The sequence below is a fragment of the Streptomyces sp. NPDC107528 genome (assembly GCF_055639295.1).
The window spans coordinates 538,096-554,865 of record NZ_JBVKAV010000002.1 but is presented as its reverse complement, the minus strand read 5'-3'; the positions used below and the strand labels follow the sequence as shown (position 1 = coordinate 554,865).

The window sequence follows — 16,770 nt, the reverse complement described above, 5'->3', positions numbered from 1 at the left end:
TGTGCGGTGCATTGAAGGGACTGCACGGCTGGGCATGGAGTTGCACCGCCTCGCCCCGACGCACGGGGCGGCGGCCCCACTCAGCGTGGTCGCCATCGAGTGGTACGGCCGGCAGGTCGACCAACTGGACACCACTCACTCCGCCAAGGTCACCTTCACCGGATCGGGAGCGGACGCCCTGGCCGTCCGGGAAATCCTGAGTTCCGCCCCGGACACGAATGAATCGCCACGAGAGGGACCCGGGTAGCGATCTTGACGAAGAAGCCCGTCCCAGGACACTCCCTGGGACGGGGTTCTTCAGTGACGGCGAAGGTCAGACCCCCGCCGTCTCCGGCTCGTCCGAGTCCGAGGAGGCGGCGGACTTCGACTGCGGCGCAGTCACCCCCGCCTTCCTCTCCCGCTTCGCCTGCCGCTTCTTCGCCCGTCGTTCCTTCCGAAGCTCCACCATCGCGTACAGCGTCGGTACGAGGAGCAGGGTCAGGAGGGTCGACGTGATCAGGCCGCCGATCACGACCACGGCCAGGGGCTGGGCGATGAAGCCGCCCTCGCCGGTGACGCCCAGGGCCATGGGGAGGAGGGCGAAGATCGTTGCCAGGGCCGTCATGAGGATGGGGCGGAGGCGGTGGCGGCCGCCCTCGATCACGGCCTCCACGACGCCGTACCCCTGGCTTCGGTACTGGTTGATGAGGTCGATCAGCACGATCGCGTTCGTCACCACGATGCCGATCAGCATCAGCATGCCGATCATCGCGGGGACGCCCATCGGGGTGCCGGTCGCGATCAGCAGGCCGATCGCGCCCGTTGCCGCGAACGGGATGGAGACCAGCAGGATCAGGGGCTGGATGAGGGAGCGGAAGGTCGCGACCAGGAGCATGAAGACGATCGCGATCGCCGCCAGCATCGCCAGGCCCAGGTTGACGAACGCCTCGTCCTGGTCCTCGGAGACACCGCCGATCGAGGCCGTGGCACCGGCCGGCAGGGTCAGCGAGTTGATCTTGGACTGGAGGTCCGCGCTCACCGCGCCCGTGTTGTCGCCGGTCGGCTTCGCGGAGATCGTGGCCGCGCGCTGGCCGTCGATGCGGGTCATCGAGACCGGGCCGTCCACCAGCTTGACGTCAGCGATGACGCCGAGCTTCACCGGACCCAGGTTCAGGTCCTGAAGCTGCTTCAGCGTCGTCGCCGGCTTGGCCGACTTGATGACGATGTCCCGCTCGGTGTCGTCGAGGGTCGCCTGGGCCGCCGTGTTGCCGCGGACCGCCTGGGCGACGGCCAGACCGAGGGTCTGGTCGTTGAAGCCGGCCGCGGCCGCCTTGTCGTTGGCCTTCACGGAGATGCGCGGCACGCTCTGCGCCAGGTCGCTGGTCACGTCGGTGACGTCGTCCAGGCCGGCCACCGCCTCGCGGACCTGCTCGGACGCCTTGCGCAGCACGTCCCCGTCGGCCGCCTTCACGACGACGCTCAGGTCCTGGGCACCGAAGCCGTCACCGGCCGCGATGGTGGTCGTACCGATGCCGTCGAGCTTCTTCAGGCCCGCCTCGACGCGGTCCTGCACGTCCTCGTACGACGCCGAGTCCTCCAGCATCACCTGGTAGGACGCCTGATTGGTGTCGGTGCCGCCGCCGAAGGCCGCCATGAAGCCCGACGAGCCGATCGTGACCTGGTAGTCCTTCACGCCCTTGGTGTCGGCGAGCAGCTTCTCGACCTTCTTCGCCTGCTCGTCGGTCGCCGACAGGCTGGTGCCCGGCTTCAACTCCTGCTTGACGGTGAGGACTTCCTGCTCGCCCTGGTCGAAGAAGTTCGTCTTCAGCAGCGGCGCCATGCCGAACGTGCCGATGAGGATGACGATCGCGAGCAGCACGCTGGTCATGCGGCGGCGGGTCGCGAAGCGCAGGACGGGGACGTAGAAGCGCTGGAGCCTGCTCTTCGCCTCCTTCTCCTCCGCGATCCGGCGGGCTTCGGCAGCGTCCTCGGGTGTGCCCTTCGGGGCCCGCAGGAACCAGTACGACAGGACCGGTACGACCGTCAGCGACACCAGCAGCGACGCCAGCAGCGCGGCCGTCACGGTCAGGCTGAACGAGCCGAACAGCTCGCCCACCATGCCGCCGACGAGGCCGATCGGCAGGAAGACGGCGACCGTGGTGAGGGTGGAGGAGGTGACCGCGCCGGCGACCTCGCGGACCGCCTTGAGGATGGCCTCCTGGCGCTCCTCGCCGTAGCCGAGGTGCCGCTTGATGTTCTCCAGGACGACGATCGAGTCGTCGACGACGCGGCCGATGGCGATGGTGAGCGCGCCGAGCGTCAGCATGTTCAGCGACAGGTCGCGCGTCCACAGGACGATCAGGGCCAGGACCACCGACAGGGGGATCGAGACCGCCGTCACCAGCGTCGAACGGATCGACGCCAGGAAGACCAGGATGACGAGGACCGCGAAGAGCAGGCCGAGCGCGCCCTCGGTGGTCAGGCCGTCGATGGACTTCGAGACCGCAGGGCCCTGGTCGCTGACCACGGTCAGCGTGGCGTCGGAGCCGAGGTCCTTGCGCATCTCAGGGAGCTTGTCCTGGACCGCGTCGGAGATCGCGACCGCGCTGCCGTCGCGGTCCATGGTGACCGCGATCGCGAGGGACGGCTTGCCGTCCGTGCGCGTGAGGGAGTCGGCCGGGGCCTGCTCCTGCTCGACGGTGGCGACGGAACCGAGGCGGACCGGCTTCTTGCCGGAAGCGTCCGCACCGCCGCTCGCGCCGCCTGCGCCGCCCGCGCCGGTGACCCTCAGGTCCTCGATCTGCTGCAGCGAGGTGAACCCGCCGCCCACCTGGACGGTGCGGTTGTCGCCGCCCTCGTCGAAGGAGCCCGCCGGGACGGTCGCGCCGCCCGCCCTCAGGGCCTCGGAGAGGTCCGCCGAGGTCAGGCCCGCCTTCGCCAGCTTCGCGTCGTTGGGGGTCACGGTGACCTGAAGGTCCCGTACGCCGTCGACGGTGACCTGGCCGACACCGTCGATGTCCTTCAGGTCCGGCACGACGGTCCGGTCGAGCTGGTCGGCCAGCGCCTGCTGGTCACGGCCGGAGGTGACGGCGAGGACGACGGTCGGGATGTCGTCCGTGGAACCGGCGATGACCTGCGGGTCCACGTCGTCCGGCAGCTGGGCGCGGGCCCGGTTGACGGCCTGCTGGACATCGGCGACCAACTGCTGGTTGTCGGGGCCGTAGTCGAAGGACGCCATGATCACGGCGTTGCCCTCACTGGCCGTGGACGTGACGCCGGTGATGCCGTCGACGGCTTCGAGGCTGTCCTCGATCGGCTCGACGACCTGCTTCTCGACCACGTCCGGCGCGGCGCCCTGGTACGGCGCCAGCACGGACACCATGGGCAGTTCGATGGAGGGCAGCAGCTGTTGCTTGAGCTGGGGTATCGCGATGGCGCCGAAGACGATCGCGATGATCGACATCAGGCCTATCAGGGCGCGCTGGGCGAGGCTGAACTTCGACAGCCAGGACATGGTTCAGGGTCTCTCTTCTGTGAGCGGCAGAAGCGGCAAGGAAGGCATGGAGGCGTGGAGCAGACGTGGAGCAGGCATGCGCCCGCCCCTACACCCTGAGCCATCGGGGAGCCCGGTTTCGTAGGCCGCAGGTCCCGTTCCTTATCCGGCGCATACTCCGGGCGCAGTACGCCCGGGTCGAGCTCACTCCACCCTTGGACGTACCAGCCCGGACTCGTACGCGATCACCACGAGCTGCGCCCGGTCGCGGGCTCCGAGCTTGGACATGGCCCGGTTGACGTGCGTCTTCACGGTCAGCGGGCTGACCGCCAGCCGCTCGGCGATCTCGTCGTTGGAGTGCCCGCCGGCGACCTGGACCAGGACCTCGCGCTCCCGGCCGGTGAGCGCGCCGAGCCGCTCGGCGCGGCCCGGGTCGCGGTCGTCGTCGGCGCCGTCGCCCTGAGCGAGGAAGCGGGCGATCAGGCCCTTGGTGGCGGCCGGGGAGAGCAGAGCCTCGCCCCCGGCGGCGACGCGGATGGCGGCGAGGAGTTCGTCGGGTTCGGAGCCCTTGCCGAGGAAGCCGGAGGCGCCGGCGCGCAGCGACTGCACGACGTAGTCGTCGACCTCGAAGGTGGTCAGTATGACGACGCGGACGTGGGCGAGGGCCGGGTCGGCGCTGATCATGCGGGTGGCGGCGAGGCCGTCGGTGCCGGGCATCCGGATGTCCATCAGGACGACGTCCGCCCGCTCCTCCTTGGCCAGCCGCACCGCCTCCGCGCCGTCGGACGCCTCGGCGACGACCTCCATGTCGGGCTCGGAGTCGACCAGCACCCGGAAGGCGCTGCGCAACAGGGCCTGGTCGTCGGCGAGCAGGACACGGATCGTCATGCGGGGTCCTCTCCGTGCCCTTGTGCGGGGCGGTGGGGGCGTTCAGTTGTCATACGGCGTCGTCGGCGGCGCGCGTACGGCTCTTGACCGGCAGGATCGCATGCACGCGGAAGCCGCCTCCGTAGCGGGGCCCGGTCGTGAGGGTGCCGCGCAGGGCGGTGACGCGCTCGCGCATGCCGAGCAGGCCGTGGCCGCCGCCGTCGGTCGTGTCGTCCTCGCCGGCCCCGTCGTCGAGGACGGTGATCTCGACGTTCGGTCCCACGCGGACGACGCTGACCTCGGCCTTGGCGTCCGGGCCCGCGTGCTTCTGCACGTTGGTCAGCGCCTCCTGGATGACGCGGTAGGCGGCCAGGTCCACGGCGGCCGGGAGCGTGGCGTCCTGGTCGGCGCGGGCGACCTCCACCTGGAGGCCCGCGCTGCGGAAGGTGCCCACGAGTTCGTCGAGGCGTACGAGGCCGGGAGCGGGCTCGGTGGGGGCCTCGGGGTCGCCGGACTGCCGCAGCAGGCCGACGGTCGCGCGGAGTTCGTTGAGCGCGGAGCGGCTGGCCTCGCGTACGTGCGCGAGGGCCTCCTTGGCCTGGTCGGGCCGCTTGTCCATGACGTGGGCTGCGACGCCGGCCTGCACATTGACCAGGGCGATGTGGTGGGCGACGACGTCGTGCAGGTCCCGGGCGATCCGCAGGCGCTCCTCGGCGACGCGGCGGCGGGCCTCCTCCTCGCGGGTGCGCTCGGCGCGTTCGGCACGTTCCCGGATGGCGGTGACGACGGCGCGGCGGCTGCGGACCGCGTCACCGGCAGTGGCGCCGATGCCGGTCCAGGCGAAGATGGCCAGGTTCTCCTGGGCGTACCAGGGCAGGGGGCCGGCGAGCATCGCGGAACCGGTCAGGACGGTGACGGTGAGCAGGCCGACGCGCCAGGTGGTGGTGCGGTCGGTGGTCGAGGCGACGGTGTACAGGGCGATCACCGCGGACATGGCGACCGGGGCGCGGGGGTCGCCGGTGACGGACTCGATCAGGGAGACGGCGCCGGTGACCGCGAGGACCGTCATGGGGGCGCGGCGGCGGAAGACCAGAGCCCCGGCGCCGAGGGCGATGAGCACCAGGCTGAGCGTGTCCGGGGTGCGCAGACCCCAGGTCACGCCGTTCTTCCCGTGCGGGTCCACGAACGAGCCGGACACCATGCAGACCAGGACGCCGACCGCCAACGCCGCGTCCAGCGCCATGGGGTGCGCCTTGAGATGCCGCCGGACGCGTTCCCCTGCGGAGCTTGGAAGGGGGGCCAACTGGAGGTTCCTCGCGTCATGTGCCCGGCGCTGCGGTGTGCGTCGCCCGGGGGCTGCCGCCCCCGGACCCTCGCTTCGGCCCTGAACGGGCCTCGTCCTCAAACGCCGGACGGGCTGATATGACTCAGCCCGGGATCAAGCCGTCATCGCTCAGCAGCTCCCGGACCTCCTCCAGCGTCGCGTCCGGCGACGGGAGGATCAGTTCCGACGGCTCCAGGGAGTCGTCGGGCAGGGGCTCGCCCAGTTCGCGGACCTTCTGGAGAAGGGCGTGGAGGGTGGCGCGGAAACCTGGGCCGTCGCCGTTCTCCATTTCCTCCAGGAGCACGTCGTCCAGCTTGTTCAGCTCGGTGAGGTGGCTGTCGGCCAGCCTCACCTGCCCCTCCCCCATGATCCGTACGATCATGTCGCCCTCCTCGGCGATGGGCCCGCCCCGTCTCCGGGGGACTACTGCTTGTCGAAGCGCGGGGTGTCCTGCGGCTGCTGCTGGGACTGCGACTGGGCCTGGCCGTTGCCGCCCTCGATCGCCTGCTGCGACGAGGAGCCTCCTGCCAGCTCCGCCTTCATGCGCTGCAGTTCCAGCTCTACATCCGTACCACCGGAGAGCCGGTCCAGCTCGGCCTGGATGTCGTCCTTGTGCATGCCGGACTGGTCGTCGAGGGCGCCCGAGGCGAGGAGTTCGTCGATGGCTCCGGCGCGTGCCTGGAGCTGGGCCGTCTTGTCCTCCGCGCGCTGGATCGCCAGGCCGACGTCGCCCATCTCCTCCGAAATGCCGGAGAAGGCCTCGCCGATGCGGGTCTGGGCCTGGGCGGCGGTGTAGGTGGCCTTGATCGTCTCCTTCTTGGTGCGGAAGGCGTCGACCTTCGCCTGCAGGCGCTGGGCCGCGAGGGTGAGCTTCTCCTCCTCGCCCTGCAGCGTCGCGTGCTGCGTCTCCAGGTCCGTCACCTGCTGCTGGAGGGCGGCGCGGCGCGAGAGCGCTTCGCGGGCCAGGTCCTCACGGCCCAGCGCGAGCGCCTTGCGGCCCTGGTCCTCCAGCTTCGTCGACTGCTGCTGGAGCTGGTTGAGCTGGAGTTCCAGGCGCTTGCGCGAGGTGGCCACGTCGGCTACACCGCGGCGGACCTTCTGGAGCAGCTCCAGCTGCTTCTGGTACGAGTAATCGAGGGTCTCGCGCGGGTCCTCGGCCCGGTCAAGGGCCTTGTTCGCCTTCGCGCGGAAGATCATCCCCATACGCTTCATGACACCGCTCATGGGCTTCGCGCGCCCCCTTCTGACGGACTCCACTCCAGCACCTGCGACAGAACCCACAGTACGGGCCCTGCATCCATTACCGCACTGTTCGGGGACGGATGCGCTCATCCCCAAGGACGACTGCGTACGCTCCCGCTCCGGCGTAAGGAGTAGGTGACTCCCGGGTGCCGGCCCGGTGCCGCCCACGTGCCTTCCTCGTGGCCGTCGGAGGAACGGTCTGCAACGTCCCCTCTGTCCCCCTACGACGACTGGTGTTGCCGGATCGTTCCCCACGGGGCTGGGGTCCAACCCCTGGCACCCCGTACCCTTGGGTTTTGTGTTCCGTAGCCGTGCGAAGGAAGAGAAGGCCCAGTCCGCCGACAAGGCGCTGGTGACCGACTCCAATGAGACCCGTCACCCCGAGGCCCCGAAGGGCCGGCCCACGCCCAAGCGCAGCGCCGCCCAGTCGCAGCGTCGAAGCGTGGCCAACACGTCGATGACGCGCAAGGACGCCGCCAAGCGGCAGCGCGAGGATCGCCGTGCCGCCCTCGCGAAGCAGCGTCAGGCGCTGGCCGGGGGCGACGAGCGGTATCTGCCGGCCCGTGACAAGGGTCCGGTCCGCAAGTTCGCGCGTGACTTCATCGACTCGCGCTTCAACATCGCGGAGTTCTTCCTGCCGATGGCCGTGGTCATCCTGGTGCTGAGCATGGTCCAGGTGCCCGCGCTGCAGAACATCGCGCTGCTGCTGTGGCTGATCGTGATCGTGCTGATCGTGCTGGACTCGGCCGTCACCGGCTTCCGTCTGAAGAAGCGGCTCGCCGAGCGCTTCCCCGACGACAACAAGCGCGGCGCCGTCGCCTACGCGCTGATGCGCTCCCTCCAGATGCGCCGGCTCCGGCTGCCGAAGCCTCAGGTCAAGCGCGGAGAGCGGCCCTGAGCGCAACTGCCTTTTCCGGGAGTGCGGCGGATGCGTGGCTCGACAAGCTGGGCGGGCTGCGCGATGTCGTACGACAGGAGCTGGTGGGCCGCCAGCTCGACGAGCAGATAGCCGGGCGGTTCCCCGTCGGGCAGCGGTTGCGGGTGCTCGACGTGGGGATGGGCCAGGGCACGCAGGCGCTGCGCCTGGCCAGGGCCGGGCACCAGGTGACCGGCGTGGAGCAGGACCCCAAGATGATCGCCACGGCCCGCGAGGCGCTCGCCGGTGAGCCGGAGGGGATCCGGGAGCGGGTGCGGATCGTCCAGGGCGACGGTCGGGACACCGGCGTCCACTTTCTGCCTGGCAGCTTCGACGTCGTGCTCTGCCATGGCGTGCTGATGTACATCGACGAGCCCGATCCGCTGCTGGCAGGGCTGGCCCGGATGCTCGCCCCGGGCGGGCTGCTGTCGCTGCTCGTCCGCAACGGCGACGCGCTCGCCATGCGGTCGGGGCTGGCCGGGGACTGGCCCGGCGCACTGACCGCCTTCGACACGACCGCCTACCGGAACCGGCTGGGCCTGGACGTCCGGGCCGACCGCCTGGCCGACCTGACGTCGACACTGGCGGGCATCGGGGCACCGCTGCACGCCTGGTACGGAGTGCGCGTCTTCACCGACACGGCCGCCGACGGGGCGCAGACCCCGCCGGACGTGGAGACCTTGCTGACGGTCGAGGAACGGGCCGGCAAGACGGACCCCTACCGCAGCGTGGCAGCACTCCTGCACCTGTGCGGGGTCCGCGGCTGAGGCGACCGGGGGCCGGGCCCTGAGGACGTGGGCGGCGACGCCTCCTGCGGCGCCTCGGGAAGCCTGCCCCGTCCGGGCGCGCGACGGAGTGAGCCGACGCCGGCTGCTGTCCGACGGTGTCCACAGCGCCGGGACGGAACCGGCTGCCTCCCGGAAGCAATCCGCCTCCCTCGCCGCTGAGGGCTTCGCCCCCGGAACACGGTCGCTGAACACGGTGAGCGTGACACCGGAGGCGAGGCCGCTTGCGCGTCCCGGGGAGCCTGGCCCGTCCGGACGCGTGACGGAGTGAGCCGGCGCCATCTGAAGCCCGCCCGCGTCCACGGCGCCGAGGCGGACCCGCCGCCTCCCGGAGACCCCCTCGCCTCCGTCGCCGCATGCCCTGCACGCCCCCCAGGGACCCCGTCGCCGACCAGATGAGCGTGGCGCCGGAGGCGACACCCCTGCGCGTCTCGGTCGCCCGTGCCCGTCCCGGGCGCATGACGGAGTGAGCCGGCGTCGACTGCTGCCTGACGGCGCCCACGACCCCGAGACGGGACCCGCCGCCTCCCGGAAACGGCCCGGCGCCGGCTGGTGGCCCGACCGCGTCCACGGCGCCGAGGCGGACCCGCCGCCTCGGGGAGACCCCCTCGCCTCCGTCGCCGCATGCCCTGCACGCCCCCCAGGGACCCCGTCGCCGAACAGGTAAGCGTGGCGCCGGAGGCGACACCCCTGCGCGTCTCCGTCGCCGTGCCCGTCCCGGGCGCATGACGGAAGGAGCCGACGTCGACTGCTGCCCGACGGCGCCCACGGCCCCGAGACAGGACCCGCCGCCTCCCGGAAACGGCCCGGCGCCGGCTGGTGTCCGACCGCGGCCACGACGCCGAGGCAGACCCGCCGCCCCCCGTAGCGCCCCCGCACAGGGCGGGGACCGTCACGTCAGCTCGTTCGGGTGCGCAGCGCAGGCCGGGTTCTTGGCGCGCGGGGAGACTCGGGGCATGGATGCTCGGCGTTCCCGTACCGCGCGGCTCGGTCTTCCGGTTGTCGGGCTCTGCTGTTGTCTCGGGGTGTTCTCAGGTTGTTCCGGCTCGTCGTCCTCCGGCGGGCGGGAGGGCTCGACCAGGCAGGCCGCGCAGGCCGCCGTTCCAAAGGCGCTGACGGCGACCGAGGATCTGCAGGACGGCTATCTGAAGGTGATCAAGGACGTCCTGCCGTCGGTCGTGCAGATCCAGGCCAGGAACGATCTCGGATCGGGTGTGGCCTACGACGACCAGGGACACATCGTCACCAACGCACACGTCGTCGGGGACGAGAAGACCTTCCGCGTGACGATCGCGAACCGCGAGGACGAAGTCACCGCGCGGCTCGTCTCCTCGTACCCGCAGCAGGACCTCGCCGTCATCAAGCTGGACGACATGCCGGACGGGCTGAAGGCGGCGACCCTCGGGGACTCCGCCGAGGTCGAGGTCGGACAGATCGTGCTGGCGATGGGCTCGCCGCTGGGGCTGTCGTCCAGCGTGACGCAGGGCATCGTCTCGGCGACCGGACGGACCGTCACCGAGGGCAGCGACAACGGCGGTACGGGCGCGACGATCGCCAACATGGTGCAGACGTCGGCCGCCATCAACCCCGGCAACAGCGGCGGCGCCCTGGTGAACCTCGACGGCAGGGTCATCGGCATCCCGACCCTCGCCGCCACCGACCCCGGCCTGGGTGACAGCGCCGCACCCGGCATCGGGTTCGCCATCCCGGCGTCGACGGTGCAGACGATCGCCGACCAGATCATCAAGGACGGCAGGGTCACCGACTCGGGCCGGGCGGCGCTCGGCATCACGGCCCGTACGGTCGTGAACGACGACTACCAGGCCGCCGGCGTGGCCGTCGTCAAGGTGCAGACGGGCGGGGCGGCCGACAAGGCCGGTCTGGCACCGGGGGACATCATCACCCGGCTGGGCGACACGGACATCACCACCATCACCTCGCTGTCCGAGACGCTCGCCGCCGCCAAGCCGGGCGAGCGGACGAAGGTGACGTACACCCGCAACGGCAGTAAGAAGACGGTGGATGTGACGCTGGGTGAGCAGTGACGGGGATGGGCGAGGGCCACAACGCCCTCGCCCCCGTGAGCGTTACGCGTCGGCGTGCAGGCTCATCGGCCCGTAGATCTCCGTGGAGTCCTCGAGCAGCCGTACCTGGTCCGCACCGCCTTCGAGCAGTGCCTTCCAGTGCTCCCCGATCCACGACTCGGCGTCCCCCTGGGTGGTGAACTCCTCGGGCTGCACCGCGGGTTGGACCTCCGCCCCGTCGGCCTTCTCGAACCGCCACGTCCATGCCGCCATGTACGCCTCCAAGGTGTCGGCACGTGCAGAGAAGGAGCCTGATCAAGGTCCGGCTCCTGTCCTGAGCCTAGCCGGATGCGCGAGACCTGCGCCGACACGCGAAAATCGGTTCTGTGGAACTCACTCTGCTCGGCACCGGTGCCCCCGCGGGACTCCCCCGCCCCGACTGTCCGTGCGCGGCTTGTGCGAGCGCGCTCGGGGATGATGCGCGGGCGGCGACCGCGTTGCTCGTGGACGGGGCGCTGCTGCTCGATCTGACGCCCGGGGCGGCGTTCGCGGCGGCACGGGCGGGGCGTTCGCTGGGGAACGTGCGGCAGGTGCTGCTGTCGCATCCGCACAACGGGCCCGCCGTCGAGGTGCCCGCCGGGGTGCCGCAGCCGGGGCGGGTGCCGGACGGGCGGGAGTTGGCGCTGCTGACGGGGCATCGGGTGCGGGCGGTGGCGATGGACCACCCGGGCACGGGGTACGCGGTGACCGGCCCGGACGGACAGCGGCTGCTGTATCTGCCGCCGGGGGGTGCACCGGCCGGGCTGGGGAACGGGGCCGTCGGGATGTACGACATGGTGGTCGCCGATGTCGTGGGGCGCCCGGACGCGCTGGCCAAGCTGCGGGCGGTGGGTGCCGTCGGGCCGACGACGGACGTCATCGCCGTACATCTGGATCACGACGCGCCGCCGGGTGCCGAGCTGCGGAGGCGGCTGGCCGCGGCGGGGGCGCGGGCGGTGCCGGACGGGACGACGCTGGAGGTGGGGGCGTACGAGGACGTGCCGGACGTGCCGCGGCGGACCCTGGTGCTGGGCGGCGCCCGGTCCGGGAAGTCGGTGGAGGCGGAGCGGCGGCTGGAGGCCTTCCCGGATGTGCTGTACGTGGCGACCGGCGGCACCCGGAGCGGCGACAACGAGTGGGCGGCGCGGGTCTCCGTGCACCGGGAGCGGCGGCCGGGGTCGTGGCGTACGGCCGAGACGTGCGACCTGGTGCCGCTGCTGGCCGCGGACGGGCCGCCGCTGCTCATCGACTGTCTGTCCCTGTGGCTGACGGACGCCATGGACGCCGTCGGGGCGTGGGACGACGCGGTGTGGGCGGAGGGCGGGGAGAAGGCACTGCGGGAGCGGGTGCAGGAGTTGACGCGGGCCGTGCGGGCCACCCGGCGGACCGTGGTCGCCGTGTCGAACGAGGTGGGATCGGGGATCGTGCCGGCGACGGCGTCGGGGCGGCGCTACCGCGACGAGTTGGGACGGCTGAACGCCGCGTTCGCCGGGGAGTGCGAGCAGGTGCTGCTGGTGGTGGCCGGGCAGGCGTTGGTGCTACGCGGCTGAGGGCGGTGGGGTCGGCCGCACGATCGGCAGTGCGGCCGGTGGTGCGGTCGGCCGGGCGGTCGGCTCCTTGCGGGCGATGACCCGGTAGGTGTTCGACAGGCGGGTACGGCGCACCACGGGGGCCAGGAGGTGATCGAGCGCCCAGGCCACGCCGACCAGGGGGGCACTCGCGCGGGACAGGGACGCGGGCAGCAGGTGCGTCAGCACCCGTGAGGTGAAGGCCGCGAAGTCGTACGGGATGTGCGTGCCGCGGCGGTCCGCCGAGAGCACGGTGCAGCCCAGGGCCTGGAGCTCCTCGCGGAGGGTTTTCAGAGGCAGCAGGTGCAGGTGGCCAGGGCGGCTGTGCGGGATCCACCACCTGCCGAGCAGCAGGGCGAACACGCCCCTCGGGTTGGGCAGTTCGAGGAGGAGGTGGCCCCCCGGGCGCAGGACCGCGAGAGCGGCGCGCAGTTCCCTGCGGGGGTCCTGTGCATGTTCCAGGTGGCGGAACATGCTGACGATGTCGTAGCGGGCGCGCAGCCGGGCCGTGATGCGGGGGTCCGTGAGGTGGCCGACGTGGGCCTCCTCCACCCGCTCGGCGACGCGGGCGTCCAGGACGCGGTGGGTCAGGTCGAGGCCGTCGAACGCCGTGTACGGGAAGAGTTCCTTCGCCACGTCCGGGAAGCGGGCGTATCCCGTGCCCACGTCCAGCCAGCTCTCCGGCTCGGGGAAGTCCAGCGCCACGCGGGCCGCGGCTCTCAGGTGCCGGTACGGCAGCCGCGTGAGCCGCAGGTGGCGGGGGGCGTAGGTGTGCTCCCGGCATCTGGCGAGGGTGAACGCACAGTCGGCGCGGTGTCGTTCGGAGGGGGCGGTCGCGGTCATGGGCGGCTCCCGGGCGCGAGGGCGTACGCGGGGGCGTACGGCGGAGGCGGACGGCGGGTGGTGCGAGCATGCCCCGACAATCCACAGCAAAACGGAACGTATGGGATGGCGATCTTGGGTGCAACGACGTCGCTCGGATGGGGTGGGGACGTGGCGGAGCACGAGGAGGCCATGTGGCGCCGTTCTGTTCGACCGGTGCCGGTACTGTTCGGCGAATGAGCTCGCTTAATCTCGACGACTTCACTGATCTGATCGAGCGCCCCGACGGAGGGGTGCGCCGTGACGCGGAGGCGCGACGTGAGCGTCAGATCGTGCCGCCCGGAGCGCTGGGCCGCCTCGACGAACTGGGTGAGTGGCTGGCGGCCGCGCAGTCGGCGGTGCCGGTACGGCCGATCGAACAGCCGAGGGTCGTGCTGTTCGCCGGTGACCACGGCGTGGCCGAGCTCGGCGTGTCGGCGCGGGCGGCGGGCAGCGCCGGGGAGTTGGTGCGGGAGATCCTCGAGGGCGGCCGGCCCGTGTCGGTGCTCGCGCGGCGGGCCGGGGTTCCGGTGCGGATCGTCGACATGGCCCTGGACTGCGACCCGGAGTCGCTGCCGGAGGCGGTCGTACGGCATCGGGTGCGGCGCGGCAGCGGGCGTATCGACGTCGAGGACGCGCTCACGGTCGAGGAGGCCGAGGCCGCCTTCCGGGCCGGGGTGGCGGTGGCCGACGAGGAGGCCGACTCCGGGACGGACCTGGTGGTGCTCGGCGATGTGAGCGTCGGCGGGACCACGGCGGCGGGGGTGCTGGTCGCCGCGCTCTGCGGGACCGACGCGTCCGTCGTCACCGGACGGGGCGGACTGGCCATCGACGACCTGATGTGGATGCGCAAGTGCGCGGCGATCCGGGATGCCCTGCGCCGGGCCCGGCCCGTGCTCGGGGACCAGCTGCAGCTGCTCGCGACCGTGGGCGGGGCCGATCTCGCGGCGATCACCGGATTCCTGCTCCAGAGCGCGGTGCGGAAGATGCCGGTCGTGCTGGACGGGGTGGTCGTCGCCGCCTGCGCCCTGGTGGGACAGCGGATCGCGTTCCGGGCGCCGGACTGGTGGCTGGCCGCGCACAACAGCGGGGAGCCCGGCCAGGCCAAGGCGCTGGACCGGATGGCCCTGGAGCCCCTGCTCGACCAGGGCGTGAAGGTCGGGGAGGGCGCCGGGGGCATGCTGGCCCTGCCGATGGTGCAGGCCGCGGCGGCGCTCGCGGCGGAGCTGCCGGAGCAGCCGGAGAAGCCGCAGGATTCGGAGGATCCCGAGGATTCGGAGGCCGCGGACGGTTCGGGGACGGCGGAACCGGCGGAGACCGAGTAGGAGCCGGAGTCGCGGCAGCGGCGAGGAGCCCGGAGCGAAAAGGGCGATTCATTCACGAGTGGACATATGATCCCCACTCGTGAGAGCTGACACCCTCGGCCGCTGGGCCCGTGCCGAGTGGGGGACTCTGTACCTCGCCGCGCGCGGGACCCTGGCCGAGCGGCGGTGGCGGGCCGTGCCGATGACCCTCGGGGCCGTGTGTCTGACCGGGGTCGTGCAGTTCGTGCAGAACCGGTCCTGGGGCTATCAGCTCGTGCAGAACCTCGGCGGCGTACGCGCCGAGGACCCGCTGTGGCTTGCGCTGCTGCGGACGCCGCTGTCGCTGTTCGTGCCGGCCCTCGACCTGCCGGTGTGGGGTGCGCTCGCGCAGATCCTGCTGGTGTTCGGGATCGCCGAGCTCTGCCTGGGCTGGTGGCGGACCCTCGTCATCGCCTACGTCGCGACCCTCGCCGGCACCCTCTACGCGCGCGTGGGCGTCGCGCTCGGCCCCGGCCACCCGATCGGCCTGCCCGCCTCGGACGCACACGTCGTGGACACGGGACCGTCGGCCGCGGTGGTGGGCCTCGCGGTGTTCCTGGGCTGGCGCTACGGCGCGTATGTCACGGCCGGTGTGGTGATCGCGGCCATGGTGGTCGAGGTGGTGCTGGAGGACAACCTCGCCGGGAAGGAGCACCTCGCGGCCATCGCGGCGGTCCTGGTGCTGTGCGCGCTGGTGGCCGTGCGTCAGCGGCGCTCCAGGGCCCGCGGGGGCTCCACGTCGGGAGCGCCGCCGATCCAGTCCTGAAGTTTGCGGCTGGGGCCCGCCCAGCGCCGGTCGTGGTGGTAGGCCCGCAGCTGGGCCTTGGCGCGGGCGCGCGGGCGGCGGCGATAGAAGCGTTTCGCCCATGGGGACGTCGGGCGGGCCAGGCGGATGGCGCCGAACAGGGCGATGAAGGGGATGATCACCCCGAAGATCGCGACCCGGGCCTTGCCCTTGGTCAGGGCGATCAGGGCGAGGAGGAAGTTCCCGGCGATGGTGCCGAGCACCGTCCCGCGGTTCTGCATCTCGTCGTCGTTGAGGTCGTTCACGCCGAAGGGCGCGAAGCCGAGGAGGAGCAGGCCGACCACGGCGGCGGTGAGCACGACCACCTCGACGCTCTTGCGGCCGTCCTCGGTCCAGTAGACGTCGTCCAGATGCAGGATCAGCGCGAACTCGTCCATGACCAGGCCCGCGCCGATCCCGAACACCACGGCCGCCGTGGCCGAGCCGAAGCCGCGCTGACCGCCGGCGACCGCACAGAAACCGCCGATGATCGTGAGGATGATGCCGGGAACGACATGGTGGATGTGGACGGAGCCGGTCTCGATGTTGCGGAAGGGCCCCTTGCCCGCGCGGATGAGGCGGGTGATGACGCGGGTGACGAGGAACGTGACCACGAAGGCCGTCAGAGCCAGGAGCAGGGGGAGCTTGCCCGGTTCGATGATGTTGCGCTGCCACCAGTCACCCATGGTTTCAGTGTGTCCGGGACAGGGGTGGGCCGCCTGGCGGGGACGACGTCCGGGCTAGTCTGCGGGCGTGTCCATGACCCCGCCACCCCTGCACGGCCTGCGTTTCGCCTTCGGCACCCTGAGCGTGCTGCCCGTCAGGGTGAGCCGCTGGGACCGGGAAGCGGCGCGCGGCGGCATGCTGTGCGCCCCGCTCGTCGGAGTGGTCCTCGGCTGCGGTGCCGCCGCGGCGGCGCTTGCGCTGCTGTTCCTGGGCGCCGGGCCCCTCCTCGCCGCCGTTGCCGGCGCAGCCGTCCCCGCCGTCCTCACCCGGGGGCTGCATCTCGACGGTCTCGCCGACACCGCCGACGGCCTCGGCAGCGGTAAGCCCGCCGAGGACGCGCTGCGGATCATGAAGCAGTCGGACATCGGGCCGTTCGGGGTCATCACGCTCGTGTTCGTGCTGCTGGCGCAGGTGGCCGCGCTGGCGCAGCTGTACGACGACTCGTGGGCCCGCGGCGCCCTGGCCACCGTCGTCTCGGCCGTCGCCGCCCGCCTCGCGCTCACCCTCGCCGCCCGCACCGGTGTGCCCGCCGCCCGGCCCGAGGGGCTGGGTGCGGCGGTTGCCGGTGTCGTTCCCGTACGGGGCGCGGTGGCCGTGGCCCTGGCCGTGACCGGCGTCGCCGCGGCAGCGGGGACGCTGCTCGGGACGGACGACATCGCCCGCACCGCCCTCGCGGTCCTCGCCGCGCTCGCCGCCGCCGAGCTGCTCCTGCGGCACTGCACCCGCCGCTTCGGCGGCGTCACCGGTGACGTCTTCGGGGGGCTCGCGGAGACGGCGGCGACGACGGCGCTCGTCGTGCTGTCCCTGGGCTGACGCCCC

General features: G+C 72.0%; 16 protein-coding genes. 8 read left to right on the top strand and 8 right to left on the bottom strand.

The genetic code is table 11. The features are described from left to right. The first annotated feature begins 34 nt into the window (after positions 1–34). Positions 35–247, top strand: a complete 213-nt coding sequence (locus ACZ7L5_RS07580; protein WP_471515195.1) for a hypothetical protein — start codon at positions 35–37, stop codon at positions 245–247. 66 nt (positions 248–313) lie between these two features. Here ACZ7L5_RS07580 and ACZ7L5_RS07575 read toward each other — a convergent pair whose 3' ends face one another. The 5 genes from ACZ7L5_RS07575 to ACZ7L5_RS07555 all read right to left on the bottom strand — a co-directional run bounded on the left by ACZ7L5_RS07575 (position 314) and on the right by ACZ7L5_RS07555 (position 6,875). Beyond that, positions 314–3,493: an efflux RND transporter permease subunit gene (locus ACZ7L5_RS07575; RefSeq protein WP_471515193.1), complete on the bottom strand. Its 3,180-nt coding sequence runs from the start codon at positions 3,491–3,493 to the stop codon at positions 314–316. Positions 3,494–3,676: 183 nt separating this feature from the next. Continuing rightward, positions 3,677–4,360 carry a response regulator transcription factor gene (locus ACZ7L5_RS07570; RefSeq protein WP_363037438.1) on the bottom strand — a complete coding sequence of 228 codons (684 nt, stop codon included), beginning with the start codon at positions 4,358–4,360 and terminating at the stop codon, positions 3,677–3,679. 49 nt (positions 4,361–4,409) lie between these two features. Then, on the bottom strand, positions 4,410–5,642 hold the full coding sequence (locus ACZ7L5_RS07565) for a sensor histidine kinase (RefSeq protein ID WP_471515191.1): 1,233 nt from the start codon (positions 5,640–5,642) through the stop codon (positions 4,410–4,412). 124 nt (positions 5,643–5,766) lie between these two features. Beyond that, complete coding sequence (gene pspAA, locus ACZ7L5_RS07560; RefSeq protein WP_328882156.1) at positions 5,767–6,045, bottom strand: PspA-associated protein PspAA; 279 nt, start codon at positions 6,043–6,045, stop codon at positions 5,767–5,769. A gap of 41 nt (positions 6,046–6,086) precedes the next feature. Then, positions 6,087–6,875, bottom strand: coding sequence for a PspA/IM30 family protein (locus ACZ7L5_RS07555; protein ID WP_471515189.1), 789 nt, complete (start codon positions 6,873–6,875; stop codon positions 6,087–6,089). Positions 6,876–7,104: 229 nt separating this feature from the next. Here ACZ7L5_RS07555 and ACZ7L5_RS07550 point away from each other — a divergent pair, with 229 nt between their 5' ends. The 3 genes from ACZ7L5_RS07550 (at position 7,105) to ACZ7L5_RS07540 (ending at position 10,651) form a co-directional block, all read left to right on the top strand. Then, the gene (locus ACZ7L5_RS07550; RefSeq protein ID WP_384187651.1) at positions 7,105–7,803 is read left to right on the top strand and encodes a DUF3043 domain-containing protein; all 699 of its coding nucleotides are present in this window, start codon (positions 7,105–7,107) and stop codon (positions 7,801–7,803) included. Between the two features lie 83 nt (positions 7,804–7,886). Further along, positions 7,887–8,588, top strand: coding sequence for a class I SAM-dependent methyltransferase (locus tag ACZ7L5_RS07545; RefSeq protein ID WP_471515187.1), 702 nt, complete (start codon positions 7,887–7,889; stop codon positions 8,586–8,588). A 974-nt stretch (positions 8,589–9,562) separates the two neighbouring features. Continuing rightward, complete coding sequence (locus ACZ7L5_RS07540) at positions 9,563–10,651, top strand: S1C family serine protease (RefSeq protein ID WP_471515185.1); 1,089 nt, start codon at positions 9,563–9,565, stop codon at positions 10,649–10,651. Positions 10,652–10,693: 42 nt separating this feature from the next. On the opposite strand, the gene ACZ7L5_RS07535 is transcribed toward ACZ7L5_RS07540, so the two are convergent. Continuing rightward, positions 10,694–10,903, bottom strand: a complete 210-nt coding sequence (locus ACZ7L5_RS07535; RefSeq protein ID WP_328882153.1) for a hypothetical protein — start codon at positions 10,901–10,903, stop codon at positions 10,694–10,696. Positions 10,904–11,016: 113 nt separating this feature from the next. On the opposite strand from ACZ7L5_RS07535, the gene ACZ7L5_RS07530 reads away from it, so the two are divergent. After that, on the top strand, positions 11,017–12,219 hold the full coding sequence (locus tag ACZ7L5_RS07530; protein WP_363037446.1) for a bifunctional adenosylcobinamide kinase/adenosylcobinamide-phosphate guanylyltransferase: 1,203 nt from the start codon (positions 11,017–11,019) through the stop codon (positions 12,217–12,219). Here the strand turns inward: ACZ7L5_RS07530 and ACZ7L5_RS07525 are convergent. After that, positions 12,208–13,080 carry a class I SAM-dependent methyltransferase gene (locus tag ACZ7L5_RS07525; protein WP_471515183.1) on the bottom strand — a complete coding sequence of 291 codons (873 nt, stop codon included), beginning with the start codon at positions 13,078–13,080 and terminating at the stop codon, positions 12,208–12,210. The two genes, ACZ7L5_RS07530 and ACZ7L5_RS07525, sit on opposite strands and share 12 nt — an antisense overlap. Positions 13,081–13,295: 215 nt before the next feature. Between ACZ7L5_RS07525 and cobT the strand changes: the two genes are divergently transcribed. Together cobT and ACZ7L5_RS07515 are read left to right on the top strand one after the other, a co-directional pair. Continuing rightward, a complete protein-coding gene (cobT, locus tag ACZ7L5_RS07520) occupies positions 13,296–14,423 on the top strand; it encodes a nicotinate-nucleotide--dimethylbenzimidazole phosphoribosyltransferase (protein ID WP_471515181.1) in 1,128 nt (375 codons plus the stop codon). A 79-nt stretch (positions 14,424–14,502) separates the two neighbouring features. Beyond that, the gene (locus ACZ7L5_RS07515) at positions 14,503–15,207 is read left to right on the top strand and encodes a hypothetical protein (RefSeq protein ID WP_471515179.1); all 705 of its coding nucleotides are present in this window, start codon (positions 14,503–14,505) and stop codon (positions 15,205–15,207) included. Here ACZ7L5_RS07515 and ACZ7L5_RS07510 read toward each other — a convergent pair. Then, a complete protein-coding gene (locus ACZ7L5_RS07510) occupies positions 15,147–15,911 on the bottom strand; it encodes a hypothetical protein (RefSeq protein ID WP_451170192.1) in 765 nt (254 codons plus the stop codon). The two genes, ACZ7L5_RS07515 and ACZ7L5_RS07510, sit on opposite strands and share 61 nt — an antisense overlap. Before the next feature lie 73 nt (positions 15,912–15,984). Between ACZ7L5_RS07510 and ACZ7L5_RS07505 the strand changes: the two genes are divergently transcribed. Then, positions 15,985–16,764 (top strand): adenosylcobinamide-GDP ribazoletransferase, encoded by a 780-nt coding sequence (locus tag ACZ7L5_RS07505; protein WP_471515850.1) that lies wholly within the window; start codon positions 15,985–15,987, stop codon positions 16,762–16,764. Positions 16,765–16,770: the final 6 nt, after the last annotated feature.

Bases quoted from the DNA above. Each gene is read 5' to 3' on its own strand.
- ACZ7L5_RS07580 (WP_471515195.1), top strand. From the start codon at position 35: ATGGAGTTGCACCGCCTCGCCCCGACGCACGGGGCGGCGGCCCCACTC.
- ACZ7L5_RS07575 (WP_471515193.1), bottom strand. From the start codon at position 3,493: ATGTCCTGGCTGTCGAAGTTCAGCCTCGCCCAGCGCGCCCTGATAGGC.
- ACZ7L5_RS07570 (WP_363037438.1), bottom strand. From the start codon at position 4,360: ATGACGATCCGTGTCCTGCTCGCCGACGACCAGGCCCTGTTGCGCAGC.
- pspAA (WP_328882156.1), bottom strand. From the start codon at position 6,045: ATGATCGTACGGATCATGGGGGAGGGGCAGGTGAGGCTGGCCGACAGC.
- ACZ7L5_RS07555 (WP_471515189.1), bottom strand. From the start codon at position 6,875: ATGAAGCGTATGGGGATGATCTTCCGCGCGAAGGCGAACAAGGCCCTT.
- ACZ7L5_RS07540 (WP_471515185.1), top strand. From the start codon at position 9,563: ATGGATGCTCGGCGTTCCCGTACCGCGCGGCTCGGTCTTCCGGTTGTC.
- ACZ7L5_RS07535 (WP_328882153.1), bottom strand. From the start codon at position 10,903: ATGGCGGCATGGACGTGGCGGTTCGAGAAGGCCGACGGGGCGGAGGTC.
- ACZ7L5_RS07525 (WP_471515183.1), bottom strand. From the start codon at position 13,080: ATGACCGCGACCGCCCCCTCCGAACGACACCGCGCCGACTGTGCGTTC.
- cobT (WP_471515181.1), top strand. From the start codon at position 13,296: ATGAGCTCGCTTAATCTCGACGACTTCACTGATCTGATCGAGCGCCCC.
- ACZ7L5_RS07510 (WP_451170192.1), bottom strand. From the start codon at position 15,911: ATGGGTGACTGGTGGCAGCGCAACATCATCGAACCGGGCAAGCTCCCC.
- ACZ7L5_RS07505 (WP_471515850.1), top strand. From the start codon at position 15,985: ATGACCCCGCCACCCCTGCACGGCCTGCGTTTCGCCTTCGGCACCCTG.